Source organism: Magnetospirillum fulvum (genome assembly GCF_900108475.1).
Lineage (GTDB): Bacteria > Pseudomonadota > Alphaproteobacteria > Rhodospirillales > Magnetospirillaceae > Phaeospirillum > Phaeospirillum fulvum_A.
In genome coordinates this window covers 254,983-274,932 of the sequence record NZ_FNWO01000001.1, presented here as the reverse complement: position 1 = coordinate 274,932, position 19,950 = coordinate 254,983, and the positions used below count along the sequence as shown (strand labels likewise).

The following is a 19,950-nucleotide window of genomic DNA, read 5'->3' as shown; positions in this document are numbered from 1 at the left end:
TGCTGCTCCTCTAATAAAAATAAAATTAACGCATAGAATCAGCGTCATAAATGGCTTTAATGCAGCTTTGTGATTTAATGACACATATATAAATCAAATGTAAAAGGTCTCGTCATGATTGATGTGGTGTCTATTTAATTTGCTATATGTAACGATATGGCAATATGGTGTGATGAACAGAAAATTCTGCTGCGATTCTAATATCCACACTATATCGGTCCATTCCCAGAATGGAATTAAATCGACATGTGATTACACAATCACAACAACTAAGTACGAGGAAAGTCATGGCTCTTATCAAGAAGAACCAGGTCGGCGGCTCGGTGGAATCTAAGGCTGTCGGAGGAGAGGATGTCGGCAGCGGTAGCCGACTGCTTGCCGAAGCCCAGAAACGCAAGGCTCGTACCTTCGCGAAGCAGCAGAAAGCGGCCGAGCGCATCGCCGCCGCCACCTCGCAACTGGCCAGTGGCATCGCCGAGGCCACCGCAGCCGCCGAGGAACTGAGAAAGACCTCGGAACAGATCGCGTCGGGGGCCGAAGAGGCGGCGGGGGCCGCCCAGCAATCGATGAAGGCGGTTTCTCATGGTGCCGGATTGATCATCAAGGCCACCGAAAGCGCCGACGCCGCTTTGACCAAGACCGAAGCGTTGCGGGGGCTGATCGCCAACGTCTCCATCCAGATCGGCAATTCAATCCAGGCCATCGGCCGCGCGGCCGAGCGTCAGACCGCTTCGGTGCAGATGGTCGAAGAGTTGGAGAGCCAGGCAGCGGCGATCTCGGAAGTGGTCAAGGCTGTGGCGCGCATCGCCGACCAGACCAACCTGTTGGCGCTCAACGCTGCGATCGAAGCGGCGCGGGCCGGTCAACACGGCAAGGGCTTCGCCGTCGTTGCCGACGAGGTGCGCACCCTGGCCGAAACCTCCGAGAAAAGTGCCCGGGAGATCCAGGATCTGATCGCCCAGATTCAAAGGGACGTGAAGGCCATTGCCGAGGGCATCACCAATTCCGCCACCAGCGCGCGGCAGGAAGTGGAGAAAGGCAAACAGATTACCATTCAACTCGACCAGATTCGCGGCGACATGGCCGAGGTTGCCAGCGGTTGTCGCGAGATCGTCAAGGCCAACGAGGAATCCGCCGTCGCCGTCAAGGAAGTGCAGAAGGGATCTGAGATCATCGCCGCCGCCGCCGAGGAGCAGAGTGCCGCCTGCGAGGAAACGCTGAAGACGGTCGATCAGCAGAACCTCGCCCTCGGCCAGTCGGAACAGGCGGCGCAGGAACTGTCGGAACTGGCCGACGAGTTGAAGAACTCTACCGACATTTCCAAGAGCAGCGAGGAGGTTGCCTCGGCCGCCGAGGAACTGTCGTCGGCGGTGGAAGAAATCAATCGCGCCGCCGCCCAGATCCAGGTGGCGCTCGACCAGATCCAGAAGGGTGCTCAGCAGCAGGGCGCCGCCACCCACCAAGCCTCGGCGGCTATCGCCCAGATCGAGAAGGGTGCCCAGATCTCCTCCAGCCGCGCCAGGGCCTCAGTGGAGAAAAGCGAGTCGACCGTCGCTCTGATCAGCACCAATAGCACCGCCATCGCCGAGTTGATCGAAGGCGTTTCCCAGTCGGTCGTCGCCAGCAAGCAGAGCCGCGAGCAGATGACGGCGCTGGAGCAGATCAGCCGTCGCATCGACAAGATCGTCGATGCCATCACCACCGTGTCGATCCAGACCAACATGCTGGCGGTCAACGGCTCGGTCGAGGCGGCCCGCGCGGGAGAATTCGGCAAGGGCTTTGCCGTGGTCTCCACCGACATCCGCAATCTTGCCCGCGATTCGGCCGAGAATGCCGACCGCATCAAGGATACCGTCAAGGCGATTCAGGACCAGATTGGCGCGGTGCGTCGCGACCTTGAAGATATCGCCGCCGCCGCCACCCTAGAGGTCGAGAAGAACAAAGCGATCGCCGCCGACCTGGACATTACCGCTCGCGACATCGAAATGGTCCTGGCCGGTAACCGGGGCATTCTGGACGGGGCGGAAGACATTGTCCGGGTGGTCAAGGAGGTCCAGACCGGGATCGAACAGATCGCCGCCGCCGCCCAGCAGACGACGCGGGCCACCACCGAGGCCAGCAGCGCCGCGCGGGAGCAATCCAAGGGGGCCGAGGAATTGGCCGCCGCCATCGAGGAAATCGCCTCTCTCGCCGACGAGTTGCAGGCCGGCGCCTGACACCCCTTTCCCTGATTTGTGAGGAGGACGTTGATGTCCGAAATCGCGGAAGCGGTGCAGGCCATCCCCCCGGTCAATGTCCCGCCGCCCAATGGCGACGGCATCACGGTCGAGGCCGATGGATCGGGCGGCGCCCGGCAATTCGTTATCTTCCTTGTCGATGACGAGATGTTCGCGGTGCCGTTGTCGCAAGTGCAGGAAATCATCCGTATGCCCGCCCTGGTCAGCGTGCCGCTGAGTCCGACGGCGCTGGAAGGGTTGGCCAATCTGCGGGGCGCGGTCCTGCCGGTGATCCGGCTGCGCCATGTCTTCGGCATGGGCAATATCGAGCATGACGATGCCACCCGGGTGGTGGTTCTTGACCAGGGCCGACCGGTGGGGCTGGTGGTGGATCGGGTCGCCAACGTCGTCACGGTCGGGGCCGACCGAATCGAAGATTCCGCGGCGATCCAGGGCACGGTCGATACCGAACTGCTGACCGGTATGATCAAGGGTGACGACGGCCGCTCGATGGTGATGATCCTCGATGCCGCCAAGGTGGTGGCGCGTGAGTTCAAGGCGATCGGATCAGCCCAGAAGCACCCCCTGGGCGAGACCAAGAACGGCGACGACGAGACACTCGGTCTTAAACGCGTTGAAAGCAGCGACGAGAGTCAGTTGGTGAGCTTCGAAGTCGCCGGGCAGGAATACGCCCTCGCGATCGAACGGGTGCAGGAGATCGTTCAAATTCCCGAACAGATCACCGAAGTGCCCAACATGCCGCCCCATGTCCTGGGGGTGATGACGCTACGCAACCGGTTGCTGCCGCTGGTGTCCCTGCGCGAGATGTTCGGTCTGCCGTCGCAGGACATGACCGAGGCCAACAAGATCGTCGTGGTGTCGCTTAACGACAGCAGCAGCGGCACCGGTGCCTCGGTCGGTGTGGTGATGGACAGCGTCAAGGAGGTGCTGCGCGTCGCCCGTTCGGTCATCGACCCGATGCCGCCCTTGCTGGCGAGAAGCGGCAATCTCGGTGAGGTCGAATCGATCTGCCGGTTGCAACAGGGCAAGCGGCTGGTTTCGATTTTATGCGCAGACAAAATGTTCAACCAAAGCGACATCCGCCAAGTGACGGCGGTTGCCAGCGAGGAGGCGGACGCCATGCCCGACGAGGAAACCCGCCTTGGCGTCACCGACGACGAGGAGCAGTTCGTCGCGTTCCGACTGCTGAACGAGGAATACGGCGTCCCGATCGATTCGGTCCAGGAAATCGTCCGCGTTCCCGAGGAATTGACCAAGGTTCCCAAGACTCCCGACTTCATCGAGGGCGTGGTCAATTTGCGCGGCGTGGTGCTCCCGGTGGTTGATCAGCGTCGCCGCTTCGGCTTACCGAGCATGGACCGCAACGACCGCCAACGGATCATGGTCTACACCATCCGGGGTGTCCGGACCGGCTTCATCGTCGATTCGGTGTCGGAGGTGATGCGGATCGCCGCCTCGGCCATCGGCCCGGCACCGGCATTGTCGGAGGAGCAGCAGCGCCTGATCCGCCGCGTCGCCAACCTTGAGGCGCAGAAGCGGATGATCCTGCTGCTTGATGTCGATCAACTCCTCGACGTCAAGGAACTAGCCGACGTCGGCAAAGCGACGAGCTGACGGCCCCGGCGCGAGGAAACAGGTATGACCAAGGTTCTGATCGTCGATGATTCGGCATTGATGCGCCGCCACCTGAAGGAAATCCTCGAAGCTCGTGCCGGCTTCGAGGTCGAGATGGCACGCAACGGCACCGAAGCCCTGGCTGCGCTGGAGAGTTTCGATCCCGATGTCATCACGCTTGATATCAACATGCCCGAAATGGACGGACTCACCTGTCTGTCCCGGATCATGGCGACACGCCCGAAGCCGGTGGTGATGGTGTCGTCGCTGACCGAGCAGGGGGCCGAGGTCACCTTCGAGGCGCTGGCACTGGGCGCGGTCGATTTCATCCACAAGCCGGATGGAACCATTTCGCTCAACATCGCGCGGGTCGAACAGGAGATTGTCGCCAAAGTGACCGCCGCCGCCCGGGCACGGGTCCGCCGCTCGATCGGGCTGTCCGGTCGGCTGCGGGCCACCAGTGGCCGGGTTGTCGAGGCCAAGCGCGAGGAGCGCCGTCACGCGGAGGCCGCGCTCACGCCGCTTGGGCCCAGCGAGATGGGGGTGGTGCTGATCGGGGTATCGACCGGCGGGCCGGGCACCCTCGAGGACGTGCTGCCCCGACTTCCCGCCGACTTCCCCTGGCCGGTGGTGGTGGCCCAGCACATGCCGGGCAGCTTCACCTCGGTCTTCGCCCGCCGTCTTAACGACATTTGCGCGCTGACCGTGATCGAAGCCTCGTCGCAGATGCCGCTCGAACCCGGCGTGATTTACATTGCCAAGGGCGACGCCGACGTGGTGATCGGCAAGCGCGCGACCCGGTATATCGTCAACCCGATGCCGGCTGGCGAGCAATATCTCTGGCACCCCAGCGTGGCACGGATGGTGGAAAGCGCACGGCACGCGCTGCCGCCTGAACGGATCATCGGCATCTTGCTGACCGGCATGGGCGATGACGGTGCCGCTGAAATGACCGAGGTGAAGCGGCGCGGCGGCCGCACCATCGCCCAGGACGAGGCAACCAGCATCATCTTTGGCATGCCGGGTGAACTGGTAAAGCGCGGCGGGGCCACGCTGGTGCTGCCTGCCGACCGGATCGCCGGTCAAGTGTCGAGCTGGCTCTCGGGAATGAAGGAGGCACGACATGGGACTGGTCAAAGGTAACGTCCCGGACGATGGCCTCGGTCGAGACCCGGCCGTTTGCCCGCTCCAGCCCAAGCTGCTGGCCGATCTGGCCTCGGACGATCCGGGGCCACGCCGGGCTGCCGCCCGCGCCCTTGCCGCCTATCCCGAAGCGGCGACGGCATTGTGCAACCGCCTGGAAATCGAGCCGGCCCCCAGCGTGCGGGCGATGATCCTGACCACCTTGATCAAAATACAGAATCCGGCAATTGCCGCCCGCCTCGCCGCTTTGTTGCGGAGCGACGACGTGCCCTTACGGACCGCCGTGATCGAAGCGTTGCAGGAAATGCCGGATTCCGCCGCTCTGCACCTGCGGACCCTGCTGAATGACCCCGACAGCGACGTCCGTATCTTTGCCGTCAACATCTTGGGCGCGCTCCGCCATGCCGATGTTCCGGGCTGGCTGGCCGAGTTGATCCGGGAGGAACCGCACATCAATGTCTGCGCCGCTGCCGTCGATGCGCTGGCGGAAATCGGCGATAGCGAGGCGCTGGCCGATCTCGACACACTTCGCGCCCGCTTTGCCTCAGAGACCTTCATGTCCTTCGCGATCGACACCGCGACCCGTCGAATCCGGGGGCAATGACGATGACTCATGCGCCGCGTGCGGTAATAAATCAAATAACGATAAGCAATGAAGAGTTCGCTAAATTTTGCGAATTTTTCTATCGCAAAACGGGCATTAACTATCATCAATCAAAAAAGTATTACGTCGATCGCCGTATCATCGACCGTATGAACAAGACGAATTCAGAAAACTTTCGGGACTATTTTACCTTCATTCGCTTCCAGGGGTCCGGTGAGGAGTTGCAGTTCCTGGTCAACGCGATGACCGTCAACGAAACCTACTTCTTCCGCGAGGACTACCAGTTCGAGGCGCTGGTCAAGAGCATGCTCCCCAACCTCGCCAGGACGAGACGGGCCACTAAACCGATCAAGATCTGGTCGGTGCCCTGTTCGTCGGGGGAGGAGCCTTATTCGATTGCGATCAACATTCTTGAGAAGTGGGATCAGGCCGACCAGTGGGATATCGAGATCTACGCCTCCGACATCGACAGCAAGATCCTCGCCGAGGCCCGTGCCGGGCTGTTCGGTGCCCGGTCGCTGGCCCGGGTTCCGCCCGCCCTGCTGTCACGATATTTCGTCAGCACCGGAGAGGGAAGTTATCGGATTTGTGATGAACTGCGCGGCTCCATTGATTTTTCCCTGATCAATATCGTTGATCCGATGCAGACCCGGAAATACACGGACATCGACATTATCTTCTGCCGCAACCTGTTGATCTATTTCGACGATATCGCCCGGCGCGAGGCGGTGGAGATGTTTTACGAAACCATGTCTCCCGGCGGGTATATCTGCCTCGGCCATTCCGAGAGCATGAGCCGGATGACCTCGCTGTTCGTGCCGCGCAAATTCGGTGACACCATCGTCTACCAAAAGCCCGAGGAATAAGCGCCATGACATTGTTCCTCAAGCCCCGGACCATCGCCACCGCCGCCCGAATCCTGGTGATCGACGACGGCATCACCATGCGGCTGTTCTACCGCACCGTTCTCGAAGCCGCTGGCTTCGTTGTCGAGGAGGCGACCAACGGCCTCGAGGGCTATGAGAAGGTGCTGGCCCGCCCCTTCGACCTCCTTATCGTCGATATCAACATGCCGAAGATGGACGGACTTTCCATGCTCCGCGCCATTCGCCGCGATGGTGCCACGATGGGGGTTCCGGCGGTGACGATCAGCACCGAATCGAAGGATTCAGACACGCTCAAGGCCTATCAGGCCGGGGCCAATTACTACCTCGTCAAGCCGGTGACGCCGGAAACGCTCGTCGAGGTGGCGCATTTGATGGCGGGAGTCCCGGCATGACGACCCCGCTGCTCGTCCGTTTTGTCTCCGAGGCCCGCGACCTGTTGCAGGCCGCCGCCACCTGCCTGTTGCGGCTTGAGAAGAGTCCGGACGACGAGGCGGCGATCAACGAGGTGTTCCGCGCCGTCCACACGCTCAAAGGCTCGGTCGGACTGTTCGACTTTCCTGCCTTCACCAAGCTGGTCCATGCTGGTGAGGATCTGCTGAGCGCAGTACGGGCCGGACAACTCGCGCTTTCGTCTGAACTGGTCGATCTGCTGCTCGACGCCCTCGATCAGGTCAGCGCCTGGGTTGATTCGATTGATGCCATTGGTGCCTTGCCCGATGGTGCCGATGGCGTCTCGCGCGATATCACCGCCAGACTCCGGACGGCCTTGCCCCAAGATTTAGAGGCGGGCGCGGCGGTGGTTCCGCTTCGGGCCGAAATCCTGTCTTCGATCGAGTGGCTTCCCGCCGTGCCTGCGGCAGAGCGTCTCGCCGCCCTCCGCGCCGCTTTGTCGGGGGCGGACATCCTGGCGCTGGAATACCTGCCCGCCGAGGATTGTTTCTTTAGCGGCGAAGACCCGGCCGCGCTGTTTCGCCAGGTGCCCGGCCTGTTGGCGCTCGCCATGGAGCCCCGCCGCGACTGGCCCGCCGCCGAGGCCCTCGATCCCTATTGCTGCCTGCTGCGCTTCCGGGCGCTCACCACCGCGTCGCGGGCAGAGATCGAGCACCTGTTTCGTTACGTCATCGAGCAGGTGGCGCTGACCGCAGTGGCTCCGCATCTGCTTGCTGTGGCCGAGACAGGGTTGTCCCCCGCCGTTGCGTCGATTCTCGACGGACAGCGGGTCATCTTGGAACTGCCTGCGGGCGACGATTTGCCAAGCCGTCTCACCTCGGTGGCTCGCACCGTGGAAAACGTCCTTCATGCCGCCGGGCAAGAAACAACGGATTGGCGCGAGGCGGTACGGGCGACAGAGACGAGCGGGGACACTGCTCCGCTCCTCGCCGTTCTCGCCCGTCTGCTTGATGCCCGACCCGAGGTGAAAGTGGACGCGGCTGCCAAAGGGCTTGCCGCCGCCGAGGGCTCGGTTCTGTCCTCTCCCGATCTGCGTCACGCGAGCCGGGTGCTCAAGGTCGATCAGGCCAAAATTGACTCCCTGATGAACCTGATCGGCGAATTGGTGGTGTCGAAGAACAGCCTTCCTTTCCTGGCCCGACGGGCCGAAGAGGTCTACGGCTCACGCGAGATGAGCCGCGAGATCAAGGATCTCTTCGCCGTGGTCGATCGGCTGGCTCAAGAGATGCAGGCGGCGATCATGGCGGTGCGGATGCTGCCGGTCTCCGAGGTGTTCGAACGCTTCCCCCGTCTGGTGCGCGACATCGCCCGCAAGCTGGGCAAACGGATCGATCTGGTGATCGAGGGCGAAGACACCGCCGCCGACAAAACTATCGTCGAAATGCTGGGCGACCCGTTGCTGCACATTATCCGGAACGCCCTCGACCACGGCATCGAGACCCCCGATGAACGGGAAGCCCAGGGCAAGCCGGTCGAAGCGCGGGTGCTGCTCAAGGCCTTCCAAGAAGGCGATCAGGTGGTGATCGAGGTCAGCGACGACGGACGTGGTATCGATCCGGTCAAGATCCGCGCCGCCGCCGTCGCCAAGGGCGTCATTGATGCCGAGCGGGCGGCGGGATTGACCGATCAGGACGCGGTGAATCTGGTGTTCCTGCCCGGTTTTTCCACCGCCGGTCAGGTGTCCGATCTGTCGGGACGCGGCGTCGGGATGGATGTGGTGGTGTCCACGGTGGAGAAGGCCAACGGCTCGGTCTCGCTTTCCTCGGTCAAAGGCGAAGGAACAACCGTCCGCCTCTCGCTGCCGCTCAGCATGGCGGTGACGCGGGTGATGATGGTCGAGGCCGGTGGCGGCATGCTGTTCGGGATTCCGATGGACCACATCGCCGAGACCGTTCGCATCCCGCGCGACAGCATCCGCCATATCAAACAGTCGGAAGCCTTCGTGCTGCGCGACACCATCGTGCCGCTGTTGCGGCTCGACACCCTGCTCGGTCTTGAACGCAATGTCTGGTTCGGCGACCCGACCGAAGAGGACGCCGTGCTGGTGGTCCGCATCGGCAACACTCTGACTGGTCTGGTGGTCGATCACTTCCGCGAAGGTATGGACATCATCCTAAAGCCGTTCGACGGCATCCTTGCCGGCCTGCCCAATTATTCCGGAACGGCGCTGTTGGGCGATGGACGGGTGTTGCTGGTGCTCAACCTCAAGGAGTTGCTTTGAGATGCCGATTCACGTCAGCAAGACCGAGGTCACCATCAAGGGCACTTGCACCGTCGAGGATGCCCTGCCGCTGCTCGAAGCGCTTCAGGCCACCCCCGCGGCGCGGGTGGCGCTGATGCACTGCACCCATATCCACACCGCTTCGCTCCAGGTGCTGCTGGCGCTCCAGCCATCCATCGTCTCCTGGCCAGAGGAGGCTTTCCTCGCCCGCTGGCTGACTCCGCTTCTGAACCAGGGGGGCCGGTGAGAGGAAATCCCGCCCGCTTCGCCGTCCGCCTCTGTTTGGGCTCGGCGGACCAATTTCGTTTTGCCGACGCGTAGCCGCCTCTGTGCTCCCTGCCGTCGCCGCTTTCTTAGTAAGGGGCTTCCGCATGACGACAACCATTTTTCTGATCGACGATTCCGCCACCGTGCTGATGAGCATGGAAGCAATCCTGCATAAGGCCGGATTCACCATCGCCACGGCCAAGAGCGGCGAGGATGCCCTCGCCCAATTGGAAAAGGGGCTGAAACCGGGGTTGCTTATCACCGACATCCATATGCCGGGAATCAGCGGCATCGACCTCATCCGCAAGGTTCGCACCATGGCCGGTTTCCAGTTCACCCCCATCCTGGTGGTCAGCACCGAATCGCAGCAATCGAAGCGCGACGAGGCCCGCGCCGCCAAGGCGACCGGCTGGTTGGTCAAGCCGGTACAGCCGGACGATCTGCTGAAGGTCGTAAAACAGATCCTTCCCAACGGGTGATTGTAGACAGCATGAACGAGGCGTTCAGCACCGCAAACACCGGAACCGCCGTCGCGATCGGCTGCCTCTGTGCGCTGATCCTTCACGCCTTGGGGTTTGCCGCACCGTTGCTCGGCGGTGCCACTGCCGCCGCTCTCTTCGCTGTCGGGTGCCGTCGCGGGGCCGAGGCGGTCAGGCGGCAGGCCCAGGCCAAATTGTTCCGTGTCGCCGACGAACTGGTGCAATACCGCGCCTTCACCCGCCTGCTGCGCGACCAGGGCGACCGCATCGCTGGCACCAGCGAGGAGGCCTCTCTGGCGATCGCCGCTGGCTTGGCCGAGATCGATCAGCGGATCGCTGCGCTGATGGCGGCCCATACGGGAACGGGCGGCCAGTCTGCCTCGTTCCACGCCGAGGCCGAGGCCATCGCCCAGCCGATCATCGGAATGCTGGGGCGGTTGCAGTTCCAAGACATCACCCAGCAACAGATCGCGTTTCTGGCGCGGTTATCGCTGTTGCTTGATGAACATATGGAAGAACTGGCCCGATTGCTGGGCGACCGCCGCTCGCTCGACCGCACGTCGCGCTTCAAGGACTTATTCGACCGGGCGCTCGACGACACCGTGATGACCTCGCAGCGCCACGACCACCATGCCGCCGCCGGAACCGCCCTGTTCGAGGCGTCCGGCCCAAAGATCGAGCTTTTCGGGGAGGATGAGCCGCGATGAGCCGCGCTCTCGTCACCGCCAGGACATTGGGAAGGAGCGTAGAATGAGACCGCCCCCGTACCGTGCCGGTGTGTCCGGTTCGTCCCTTCGGTGGGCCGGACCGGCTGTGGTCGTTCTCGCCGTTTTGTTGGGCGAGCTGGTTCTCTCTCTCCTGCCGCCGCTTCCGGGTCTGGGCGCCATCGCGATCCGTGTGACGGTGGCGATCCTGGTCCCGCTGGCGGCCCTGCTCAGTCTAAGGCGTCCCCCGTCGCTCGTCCTGGCTGCCGACGACCCTCCCCACAGTGCCGCGCCCCCTGTTCCCCGCGGGCCAGACCCGGGCGAGCCTCATTTCGATCCACTCCGGTGCAGCCAATGCCTCTCAGAGAAAGTGTCCTATTTCCCTAGAATCTCCAGAATCATGGAAACGGAAACCACCGAGGTCATCCATGAAACCGAAGTCAATGCCGTCAATCTCATGACGCAATTGCGGGAGGTTCAGAACGGTCTGGACGGACTCCTGACCTTTATCGCCGCGACCGGGTCGGGGGAGCGGATGGTGCAGATGGTCGAGCGGACCGAGACCCAGCTTGCCCGCAGTCAGGCGCTGATTTCCGAGTTCTCCACCGAGCGGGCCGAGGCTTCGGTCAAGGTCAAAGCCGGGATGGAAGACATCCGTCAAGTGGTGGCCGAACTCAGCAGCACCGTCAAGTTGGTGCGCGGCATCGCGCGGCAGACCCGGATGCTCGCCCTCAATGCGACGATCGAGGCGGTGCGGGCGGGCGAGGCCGGTAAGGGATTCGCTGTCGTCGCCGCCGAGGTCAAAGAACTGTCGCTGCAATCCGACCGCGCCGCCGTTGCCATCGGGGAGGGTATCACCCAGTTGGATCAGGCGGTCCAGACCAGCATGAACACTATCGTCGGCGACCGTGTCGCTAAGGAAGAGAGGGGGTTCGTCGTGATTTCCGACGCGGTCGGCGAATTGACCGAGACCTTGCAAATCCTGATCAAACAACAGCACGACACAATGACCCGGGTGCAGCAGGAAAACGAACGGTTATCGACGCCGATCATGCAGATGATTGGTTCGATCCAGTTCCAGGACGTCGTCAAGCGGCGCCTGGAGGCGCTGGTGTCCTGTTTCCAGCATATCTCGGCCGGTATCACGAGCACGCTGGACGAGATCGCTCAACACCCATCGGCCACCCCGGACGACATGAATATGCGGTTTCTGACCAAGCTGGAAGAAGTGGAATGCTACGCCTTGTCCCAGATTGCGAATAGCCACAGGCACGATTTAACCACGTCCAAGAATGATGTCTCCGCGATCGAGCTATTTTGATCTCCGGATGTGATGTTCAAAAACAAAAACGCCAAGCCATTATAATGGCTTGGCGTTTTTGATGGCGGAGGGGGTGGGATTCGAACCCACGATGAGCTTGCACCCATACCGGTTTTCGAGACCGGCGCATTCGACCACTCTGCCACCCCTCCGCAGGGATGTCGTCCCCTGGTCGGTGGGGAGGCGCGGAAAATAGCGCAACTCCCGCACCCTGGCAAACGCTTTCTTCGCTTTTCCTGCCGATTGCAAGACCGAGTCTAGAGGCGATTCCATTCAAATGGAATCGCCTCTAGGATTTTGCCTAAGGCCGCAGCCCCTCCGGGGCTAGCGTGGCTCAAGCACCGCTCGGGCTTGTCGCGCATGTCACTCTGACTTCGTTTGAGTGGAATGCGCTCTAGAGACCGCGCAAGGCCGCGATATTTCCGGCGTAATCGGGGGTCTTGAACACGGCGGAACCGGCGACGAAGGCGGTGGCCCCGGCCTTGATCAGGCGGGGTGCGATCTCGGCGGTGACGCCGCCATCGACTTCAAGCTCGATCGGACGGTCGCCGATCATCTGGCGGATGCGGGCGACTTTCTCGACCTGGGACTCGATGAAGCTCTGGCCGCCAAAGCCGGGATTGACGCTCATCACCAGGATCAGATCGAGCCGGTCAAGCACGTACTCCAGCACGCTTTCCGGGGTGGCCGGATTAAGCGACAGACCGGCCTTCTTGCCCAGCGAGCGGATCAGTTGCAGCGAGCGGTCGATATGGAGGTCGGCCTCGGCATGGACGGTGATGTAATCGGCTCCGGCCTTGGCGTAATCCTCGATGAAGGGCTGGGCCGGGTCGATCATCAGATGCACGTCGAACGGCCGGGCGGTGTGGGGGCGCAGTGCCTTGATCACCGCCGGTCCGATCGTCAGGTTGGGGACGAAGTGCCCATCCATCACGTCGATATGGATCCAATCGCCGCCAGCCTGATCGATGGCGCGGACTTCCTCGCCCAGGCGGGCGAAATCGGCGGAAAGGATGCTGGGGGCGATCTTGACGGTCATGACGGCGCAGGTCCAGGCCAGAGGGAAGAAACCGCCCCGTCGCGGGTCTGGCCGGACGGGGCGGGGATCGGTGGCGGACGATCAGGCGATCTTGGGAGCCAGTTCGCCCGAGGCATAGCGGGCGGTCATCGCTTCCAGCCCGATCACCTTGATCTTGCTGGCCTTGCCCGCCGCGCCGAAGGCTTCGTAGCGAGCCTGGCAGATGCCGCTCATGCTCTTGATCGTCAGCTTGAAGTAATCGCGCGGATCGAACTTCTTCGGCTCGTCATTGAAGAACTTGCGAATCGCGCCGGTCGAGGCCATCCGCAAATCGGTGTCGATATTGACCTTGCGGACGCCGTGCTTGATCGCCTCGACGATCTCTTCGACCGGCACGCCATAGGTCTCGCCCAGGTCGCCGCCATTGTCGTTGATGATCTTCAGCCAATCCTGCGGCACCGAGCTCGATCCGTGCATCACCAGATGGGTGTTGGGGATGCGGGCGTGGATTTCCTTGACCCGGCTGATCGCCAGCACGTCGCCCGTCGGCGGACGGGTGAACTTGTAGGCGCCGTGGCTGGTGCCGATCGCGATCGCCAGCGCATCGACCTGGGTCTGCTTGACGAAGTCGGCGGCCTCGTTGGGGTCGGTCAGCAGCTGCGAGTGGTCGAGCTTGCCGACCGCGCCGACGCCGTCTTCCTCGCCGGCGGTGCCGGTTTCGAGCGAGCCCAGGCAGCCCAGTTCGCCTTCGACCGAAACGCCGCAGGCATGGGCGATATCGACGACCTGACGGGTGACGCGGACGTTATAGTCCCAGTCGGACGGAGTCTTGCCGTCTTCCTTCAGGCTGCCATCCATCATCACCGAGGAGAAGCCGGACTGGATCGCGCGGACGTTGATCGACGGCGAGGTGCCGTGATCCTGATGCATGCAGACCGGAATCTGGGGATAGGCTTCGGTCGCGGCGAGGATCAGGTGGCGCAGGAACGCCTCGCCCGCATACTTGCGGGCCCCGGCCGAGGCCTGGAGGATCACCGGGCTGTCGGTGGCGGCCGCAGCCTCCATGATCGCCTTGACCTGCTCCATGTTGTTGACGTTGAAAGCGGGGATGCCATAGCCGTGCTCGGCGGCGTGATCGAGCAACTGGCGCAGCGAAACGAGCGACATAAAAGTCTCCTTCCTGGCGTTTTTTCGGTCGCGCCGACGGGTTACAGACGGGCCAGCGCGGCCTCGGCCACCGCACGCGCGGTAATGCCGAAATGGTTGTAAAGCGTATCGGCAGGGGCCGAGGCGCCAAAGCCGGTCATGCCGATCACGGCCCCGTTGTCGCCGACCCAGCGCTCCCAGCCGAACGTGCCAAGCGCTTCGACGGCGACCCGGACGGTTCCGTCCCCCAGCACGGCCGAACGATACTCCTTCGTCTGGCGCTCGAACAGTTCCCAGCAGGGCAGCGACACCACGGCGGTGCCGATTCCCTGGCTTTCCAGCAGGTCTTTGGCCTCCAGCGCCAGCGACACTTCCGAGCCGGTGGCGAGCAGGGTCACCTGACGGGATTCCAGATCGGATTCGGCCAGGATATAGCCGCCGCGCGCGGTCAGATTGTCGTCGGAATGGATCGTCCGCAGGGTGGGCAGATTCTGACGCGACAGCGCCAGCACGCTGGGGCCGGTCTCGTTATCAAGCGCCGCTTCATAGGCTTCCATCGTCTCGATCGGGTCGCAGGGACGGAACACCAGCACGTTGGGAGTGGCGCGCAGGGCGGTTACCGTCTCGATCGGCTGATGGGTCGGGCCGTCCTCGCCCAGACCGATCGAATCGTGGGTCAGGACATAGATCACCCGGCGGCCCATCATCGCGCTCATCCGCAGCGCGGGCCACAGGTAATTGGCGAAAATCAGGAAGGTGCCGCCATAGGGGATGAAGCCGCCATGCAGCGACAGGCCGTTCATGATCGCGGCCATTCCGTGCTCGCGGACGCCGTAATGGATGTAGCGGCCGGAGAAGTCGGTCGGGGTGATCGAGCGGGTGACCTTGGTGTGGGTCAGGTTGGAATGGGTGAGGTCGGCCGAGCCGCCGATCAGTTCGGGGATCACCGGGGTCAGGGCTTCCAGCGCTTCCTGGCTCGACTTGCGGGTGGCCCATTTCGGCTGCTCCGCCGTCGCCTTGCGCTTGAAGTCGAGCACGGTCTGGTGCCAGCCCTCGGGCAGGCGACCGGCGACGGTGCGCTCGAACTCGGCGCGCTCGGGATAGGCGGCAAGACGGGTTTCCCAGGCGGCGCGCTCGGTGGCGCCCCGGCGTCCGGCGGCGCGCCACGCCTCCAGGATCGGGGCGGGAATCTCGAACGGCGCATGCGACCAGCCCAGCTTGGCCCGGGCACCGGCGATCTCTTCGGCACCCAGCGGCGCGCCATGGACCTTTTCGGTGCCGCCCTTGGTCGGAGCGCCAAAGCCGATCACGGTGCGGCAGGCGATCAGGCTGGGGCGGTCGCTGGCCTTGGCCGCCTCGATCGCGGCGGCGATCGCCTCGGGATCGTGACCGTCAACGCGGGTGACGTCCCACTTGGCGGCGGTGAAGCGGCCCAACTGGTCTTCCGAGGTCGAGAGCGCGGTGTCGCCGTCGATACAGATATGGTTATCGTCCCACAGCAGGATCAGCTTCGACAATTGCCAATGCCCGGCCAGCGAGATCGCTTCCTGGCTGATCCCCTCCATCAGGCAGCCATCACCGGCGATGACATAGGTGTAGTGATCGACGATGCCGTCGCCGTGCCGCGCCGCCATCATCTTCTCACCCAGCGCCAGACCGACGGCGTTGGCCAGACCCTGGCCCAGCGGCCCGGTGGTGGTTTCGGCGATCGCGACATGGCCGAATTCGGGGTGACCGGCGGTGCGGGCGCCAAACTGGCGGAAATTGCGGATCTGCTCGATGTCGAGATCCTCGTACCCGGTCAGGTAGCCTAGCGCGTACAGCAGCATCGAGCCGTGACCGGCCGACAGGACAAAACGGTCGCGGTCGGCCCAGCGCGGCGCCTTCGCGTCGAATTTGAGGAAGCGGGTGAACAGCACGGTCGCGACGTCGGCCATGCCCATCGGCATGCCGGGATGGCCGGACTTGGCCGCCTCGACGGCATCCATGGACAAGAAACGGATGGCGTTGGCCATTTCGGCTGGGGAAGTCATCGTGCGGTCCTTATCGGCTGGGGGGCAGGGAAGAAGCGGGCAGGGGAACGGCGAGCGGTCAACTGCGTTTGTGCCAACTGGTCAGCATCTGGCGGTGTCCGGCCGGGCCGCCGATCATCAGGGTATGGGTCAATTCCTGGTCGCCCCGGCGTTCGACGCCGTCGAGCAACAGGCCGGTGGTGATCCCGGTGGCACAGAAGGCGACCTTGTCCGAGCGCACCAGTTCCTCCAGCCGATACCAGCGGGTGAGGTCCATGTCGGTCGCCTCGACCGCCTGCTGCTCGGTGGCGAGCTGGGGATCGACCCGGGCCATGAAATCGCCGCCCATGGCGCGGATCGCGATCGCCGACAACATTCCTTCGGGCACGCCGCCGGTGCCCATCAGCGCGTCGATGCCCGAGCCCGGCGTCACCGCCATCAGCGCTCCGGCGACGTCGCCCGCCGGATAGAGCGCAACACGGGCACCCGCCTCGTGGATTGCTTCGACCAGCGCCTTGTTGCGTGGCTTTTCAATCACATAGATGGTGAGGTCGAGAATCGGCTTTCCCAGCGCGCGCGACAATTGGCGCAGCCGCTCGGAAATCGGGGCGGCGGGATCGACCCGGCCCCGCGCGGCGGGGGGCACCGCCAGCTTCTCGACATAGCGGACGGGGTGAAGGTCGATCAGGCTGCCATAGGGGGCCAGTCCGACCACCGCCATCGCGTTGGTCATTCCCTTGGCGAGATAGCTGGTTCCTTCCAGCGGATCGACCACCAGATCCCATTGGGGGGGGCGTTCGGGATCGCCGAACCGTTGGCCGTGATAAAGCGAAGAGATTTCGTCGCGGGGGCCTTCGCCGATCCGCAGCACCGCATCAAGCGGCAATTGCGCCAAGCGGGCTTCCATCGCCCCGACCGCGGCATCGTCGGCCAGGGCGCGGTCGCCGCGCCCGATCCAGTCATAGGCGGCCCGGGCTGCCGATTCGGTCGCCCGACGCAGATCGTAAGGGCTGATGGGCAAGCCATCGGCACGCGTGTCGCGAGGGTCATGCATTCGCCGTCATCCTCTCCGCCATCCCCCCAGGATTTGAGGCGATATTTTTTTCGCTGAGTGTGGGGGGACGGGTCAAGAGATGGAACACCCGTTCGGAGTCGCCAACAAAAACTTGTGGATAGGACAGCCCCACTCCAGAGGGTGGGGCCGACCGGGCGACCTCAGGTGAAGGCCTTGAAGGCGATCAGGGTGAACGTATCGGTGACGCCGGGAAGAGTCTGGACGTTATCGACGACGAACTGGCCGAGGTCGATTCCATCGTCGAGATAGCATTTCATCATCAGATCGTACTGACCCGAAATCGAATGCACCTCGGACACGGCCTCGATCTCGACGGCATGGTCGGCGACTTGATAGGCCTGACCCGGCAGGCACTTCAGCATGACAAAAATGGTCTGCATCGGGGCTATCCTCCGGTTCGGCGTCAGGGGAGAAAGGCGGGCAGGGCCGCCCGGCTCACTCCTCGACGTCGGCCTCCACATCGATATCGTCCTCGGCTTCGTCGGCCAGATCGCGGGCCGACAGCTTGGTCGGCAACGGCACCGGGATCAGGATGAAGTCGGGGGGGTGATCACCAAATCCAACCACATCGTCGGCATGCAGCATCTCGCCGATGCCCAATTCGTCGATCCGGCCGCGGCGGCGGCCACGGTCGTCGCGGCCACGGCCGCGCTCTTCGCGGAAACGCGACCGGGGTTCGGCGGCGGCGGGGCGGATGTCGCGGGCTGGCGTTTCCTCGCGCGGCGGGGCAACGACCGGGCGGGACGGAGCGGCGGGCTCGATCGCGGCTTTGCTTGCCGGCACCGGCTCGCGGGCAGCCGGAGCGGCGGGCTCGCTGCGGGCAGGACGGCTGCTGCGGTCGCGTCCGGCGGGCTTGGCGGCGGTACGGCCACCGCGCCCCTTGCGGGCAGTCATGTCCAACTCCAGGGCAGGCACCCCCTCGACGGCGATGCGGGGAATGGTGTTGCCGATCAGCTTCTCGATCGCGGCGACAGCCTTGCCGTCTTCGGGGACGGCGATGGTGAAGGCGCGTCCGGCCATCCCGGCCCGGCCGGTGCGGCCGATGCGGTGGACGTAATCTTCGGCATGGATCGGGACATCGAAATTAAAGACGTGGCTGACCGCCGAGACATCGATGCCGCGGGCGGCGACGTCGGAGCAGACCATCAGGCGAATCTCGCCCTTCTTGAAGCTGTCGAGCGTATCGCCGCGGGCCGATTGCGCCATGTCGCCGTGAAGCTGGCAGACATCGAAATCATGCTTCTTCAGCGAGCGATAGAGGATATCGACGTCGCGCTTGCGATTACAGAAGATGAAGGCGTTCTTGACGTTCTCGGTCCGGATCAGGTGACGCAACGTCTCGCGTTTGTCGATTTCCTCGACGACGGCGATGTGCTGCTCGACCGTGGTGGCGGTCGAGGTGCCGGGCGAAACGGTAATTTCCTTGGGGTTCATCAGGAAGGCGTCGGCCAGCCGACGGATTTCCGGCCCCAGCGTCGCCGAGAAGAACAGGGTCTGGCGGATTTTCGGCAGCAGACCGACGATCCGCTCGACATCAGGGATGAAGCCCATGTCGAGCATCCGGTCGGCTTCGTCGATCACCAGCACCTTGACGTCGTTGAGCAGGATGCGGCCGCGCTCGAACATATCGAGCAGGCGGCCCGGCGTCGCGATCAGCACATCGACGCCGCGATCGAGCAGCGCGGTCTGGTCGCTCATCGACTCGCCGCCGATGATCAACGCCTTGGTCAGGCGGTGATATTTGCCGTAATTATCGAAATTCTCGGCGGCCTGGGCCGCCAACTCGCGGGTGGGGGCGAGGATCAGCGAGCGCGGCATCCGCGCTTTGGCCCGACCCGCCGCGAGGATCTCGATCATCGGCAAGGTGAAGGAGGCGGTTTTGCCGGTGCCGGTCTGAGCGCAGCCCAACACGTCCCTGCCCATCAAGACAACAGGGATCGCCTGCGCTTGAATGGGAGTAGGGCTGGTATAGCCAACTTCAGCCAGCGCTTTGAGAAGCTCGGGGCCGAGGCCCAGGTCCTCGAAAGTCATCGAGGGGTTTTCCGGGCCGTCCGAGCGGCCATGTTCGATAGGGGATGTCATACGCGGCGGAATAATAGGGCTTCTTTCGCCCAAGTCAATGTCGTAACTGCGAAAAGGCATCGGTGCGACAAGGATTGCGTCGATCCGATCCGCTCGATACCCTTTTCCCCGGCCATAACCGGATAAACAGGGGTTTTCCACCATGTTGATCGATGCCGAGCGTTCCTGCCTTCTGATCGTCGATGTCCAGGACTCGCTGGCTCCGGTGATGTTCGATCCGCGCCGGGTCTATCGCGGCTGCTCCCTTTTGATGCGGGCGGCGTCGCGGTTGGGTCTGCCGGTGGTGGTGACCGAGCAATATCCCAAGGGGCTGGGACGCACCGCTGGCGAGTTGCTGGCGCTGGCTCCCGAGGATGCGGTGATGGAAAAGCTGCATTTCTCCTGTGCTCACGATCCGGCGATCCGGGCCAGGATCGACGGGTTGGGGCGGCCCCGTATCGTCATCGCCGGAATCGAGTCGCATATCTGCGTGCTGCAAACCGCGTTGGGGTTCAAAGCCGCCGGGTACGAGCCGGTGGTGGTCGCCGACGCCTGCGCCTCGCGGACCGAGGCCAATTTCAACGCGGCGATGGCCCGTCTGGCCGATAATGGAATCGAGATTGCCACGGTCGAGATGGTGATCTTCGAGTGGCTCCACCGGGCGGGCACCCCGGAATTCAAGGAATTGTCCGCGCTGGTCAAATAAAAGGA

Annotated in this window: 18 protein-coding genes and 1 tRNA gene; 12 read left to right on the top strand and 7 right to left on the bottom strand. The window is 63.4% G+C overall.

From position 1 onward, the window contains the following. Window positions 1-287 precede the first annotated feature (287 nt). The 11 genes from BLW40_RS01235 to BLW40_RS01185 all read left to right on the top strand — a co-directional run bounded on the left by BLW40_RS01235 (window position 288) and on the right by BLW40_RS01185 (window position 11,927). The gene (locus BLW40_RS01235; protein WP_074764714.1) at window positions 288-2,216 is read left to right on the top strand and encodes a methyl-accepting chemotaxis protein; all 1,929 of its coding nucleotides are present in this window, start codon (window positions 288-290) and stop codon (window positions 2,214-2,216) included. A 33-nt stretch (window positions 2,217-2,249) separates the two neighbouring features. Then, on the top strand, window positions 2,250-3,851 hold the full coding sequence (locus tag BLW40_RS01230; protein ID WP_074764712.1) for a chemotaxis protein CheW: 1,602 nt from the start codon (window positions 2,250-2,252) through the stop codon (window positions 3,849-3,851). Between the two features lie 24 nt (window positions 3,852-3,875). After that, window positions 3,876-4,994, top strand: coding sequence for a chemotaxis-specific protein-glutamate methyltransferase CheB (gene cheB / locus BLW40_RS01225; RefSeq protein WP_074764710.1), 1,119 nt, complete (start codon window positions 3,876-3,878; stop codon window positions 4,992-4,994). Next, on the top strand, window positions 4,975-5,598 hold the full coding sequence (locus tag BLW40_RS01220; RefSeq protein WP_074764708.1) for a HEAT repeat domain-containing protein: 624 nt from the start codon (window positions 4,975-4,977) through the stop codon (window positions 5,596-5,598). The genes cheB and BLW40_RS01220 overlap by 20 nt, the downstream gene beginning before the upstream one ends. Before the next feature lie 2 nt (window positions 5,599-5,600). Then, window positions 5,601-6,464 carry a CheR family methyltransferase gene (locus tag BLW40_RS01215; protein ID WP_170834503.1) on the top strand — a complete coding sequence of 288 codons (864 nt, stop codon included), beginning with the start codon at window positions 5,601-5,603 and terminating at the stop codon, window positions 6,462-6,464. A gap of 5 nt (window positions 6,465-6,469) precedes the next feature. Then, window positions 6,470-6,877 carry a response regulator gene (locus BLW40_RS01210; RefSeq protein ID WP_074764704.1) on the top strand — a complete coding sequence of 136 codons (408 nt, stop codon included), beginning with the start codon at window positions 6,470-6,472 and terminating at the stop codon, window positions 6,875-6,877. After that, on the top strand, window positions 6,874-9,156 hold the full coding sequence (locus BLW40_RS01205; protein ID WP_074764702.1) for a chemotaxis protein CheA: 2,283 nt from the start codon (window positions 6,874-6,876) through the stop codon (window positions 9,154-9,156). The genes BLW40_RS01210 and BLW40_RS01205 overlap by 4 nt, the downstream gene beginning before the upstream one ends. 1 nt (window position 9,157) lies before the next feature. After that, complete coding sequence (locus BLW40_RS01200; RefSeq protein ID WP_074764700.1) at window positions 9,158-9,403, top strand: hypothetical protein; 246 nt, start codon at window positions 9,158-9,160, stop codon at window positions 9,401-9,403. Window positions 9,404-9,527: 124 nt separating this feature from the next. Beyond that, window positions 9,528-9,902: a response regulator gene (locus BLW40_RS01195; protein WP_074764698.1), complete on the top strand. Its 375-nt coding sequence runs from the start codon at window positions 9,528-9,530 to the stop codon at window positions 9,900-9,902. Window positions 9,903-9,913: 11 nt separating this feature from the next. Beyond that, on the top strand, window positions 9,914-10,609 hold the full coding sequence (locus tag BLW40_RS01190; RefSeq protein ID WP_074764696.1) for a hypothetical protein: 696 nt from the start codon (window positions 9,914-9,916) through the stop codon (window positions 10,607-10,609). Window positions 10,610-11,006: 397 nt separating this feature from the next. Continuing rightward, window positions 11,007-11,927, top strand: a complete 921-nt coding sequence (locus BLW40_RS01185; protein ID WP_244511012.1) for a methyl-accepting chemotaxis protein — start codon at window positions 11,007-11,009, stop codon at window positions 11,925-11,927. Between the two features lie 62 nt (window positions 11,928-11,989). On the opposite strand, the gene BLW40_RS01180 is transcribed toward BLW40_RS01185, so the two are convergent. The 7 genes from BLW40_RS01180 to BLW40_RS01150 form a co-directional block, all read right to left on the bottom strand. Continuing rightward, window positions 11,990-12,079 (bottom strand) — tRNA-Ser (locus BLW40_RS01180). Between the two features lie 242 nt (window positions 12,080-12,321). Further along, window positions 12,322-12,966 carry a ribulose-phosphate 3-epimerase gene (gene rpe / locus BLW40_RS01175; protein ID WP_074764693.1) on the bottom strand — a complete coding sequence of 215 codons (645 nt, stop codon included), beginning with the start codon at window positions 12,964-12,966 and terminating at the stop codon, window positions 12,322-12,324. A gap of 81 nt (window positions 12,967-13,047) precedes the next feature. Next, window positions 13,048-14,112, bottom strand: a complete 1,065-nt coding sequence (gene fba / locus BLW40_RS01170; RefSeq protein WP_074764692.1) for a class II fructose-bisphosphate aldolase — start codon at window positions 14,110-14,112, stop codon at window positions 13,048-13,050. A 41-nt stretch (window positions 14,113-14,153) separates the two neighbouring features. Further along, window positions 14,154-16,124 (bottom strand): transketolase, encoded by a 1,971-nt coding sequence (tkt, locus tag BLW40_RS01165; RefSeq protein ID WP_074764691.1) that lies wholly within the window; start codon window positions 16,122-16,124, stop codon window positions 14,154-14,156. Window positions 16,125-16,182: 58 nt separating this feature from the next. Then, the gene (gene glpX / locus BLW40_RS01160; protein WP_074764690.1) at window positions 16,183-17,157 is read right to left on the bottom strand and encodes a class II fructose-bisphosphatase; all 975 of its coding nucleotides are present in this window, start codon (window positions 17,155-17,157) and stop codon (window positions 16,183-16,185) included. Between the two features lie 161 nt (window positions 17,158-17,318). Then, the gene (locus tag BLW40_RS01155) at window positions 17,319-17,558 is read right to left on the bottom strand and encodes an Lrp/AsnC ligand binding domain-containing protein (RefSeq protein WP_074764689.1); all 240 of its coding nucleotides are present in this window, start codon (window positions 17,556-17,558) and stop codon (window positions 17,319-17,321) included. Between the two features lie 55 nt (window positions 17,559-17,613). Continuing rightward, window positions 17,614-19,209 carry a DEAD/DEAH box helicase gene (locus BLW40_RS01150; RefSeq protein WP_083386582.1) on the bottom strand — a complete coding sequence of 532 codons (1,596 nt, stop codon included), beginning with the start codon at window positions 19,207-19,209 and terminating at the stop codon, window positions 17,614-17,616. A 193-nt stretch (window positions 19,210-19,402) separates the two neighbouring features. Between BLW40_RS01150 and BLW40_RS01145 the strand changes: the two genes are divergently transcribed. Next, entirely contained in the window at window positions 19,403-19,945 is a 543-nt protein-coding gene (locus BLW40_RS01145) for a hydrolase (RefSeq protein WP_074764686.1), read from the top strand. Window positions 19,946-19,950 lie beyond the last annotated feature (5 nt).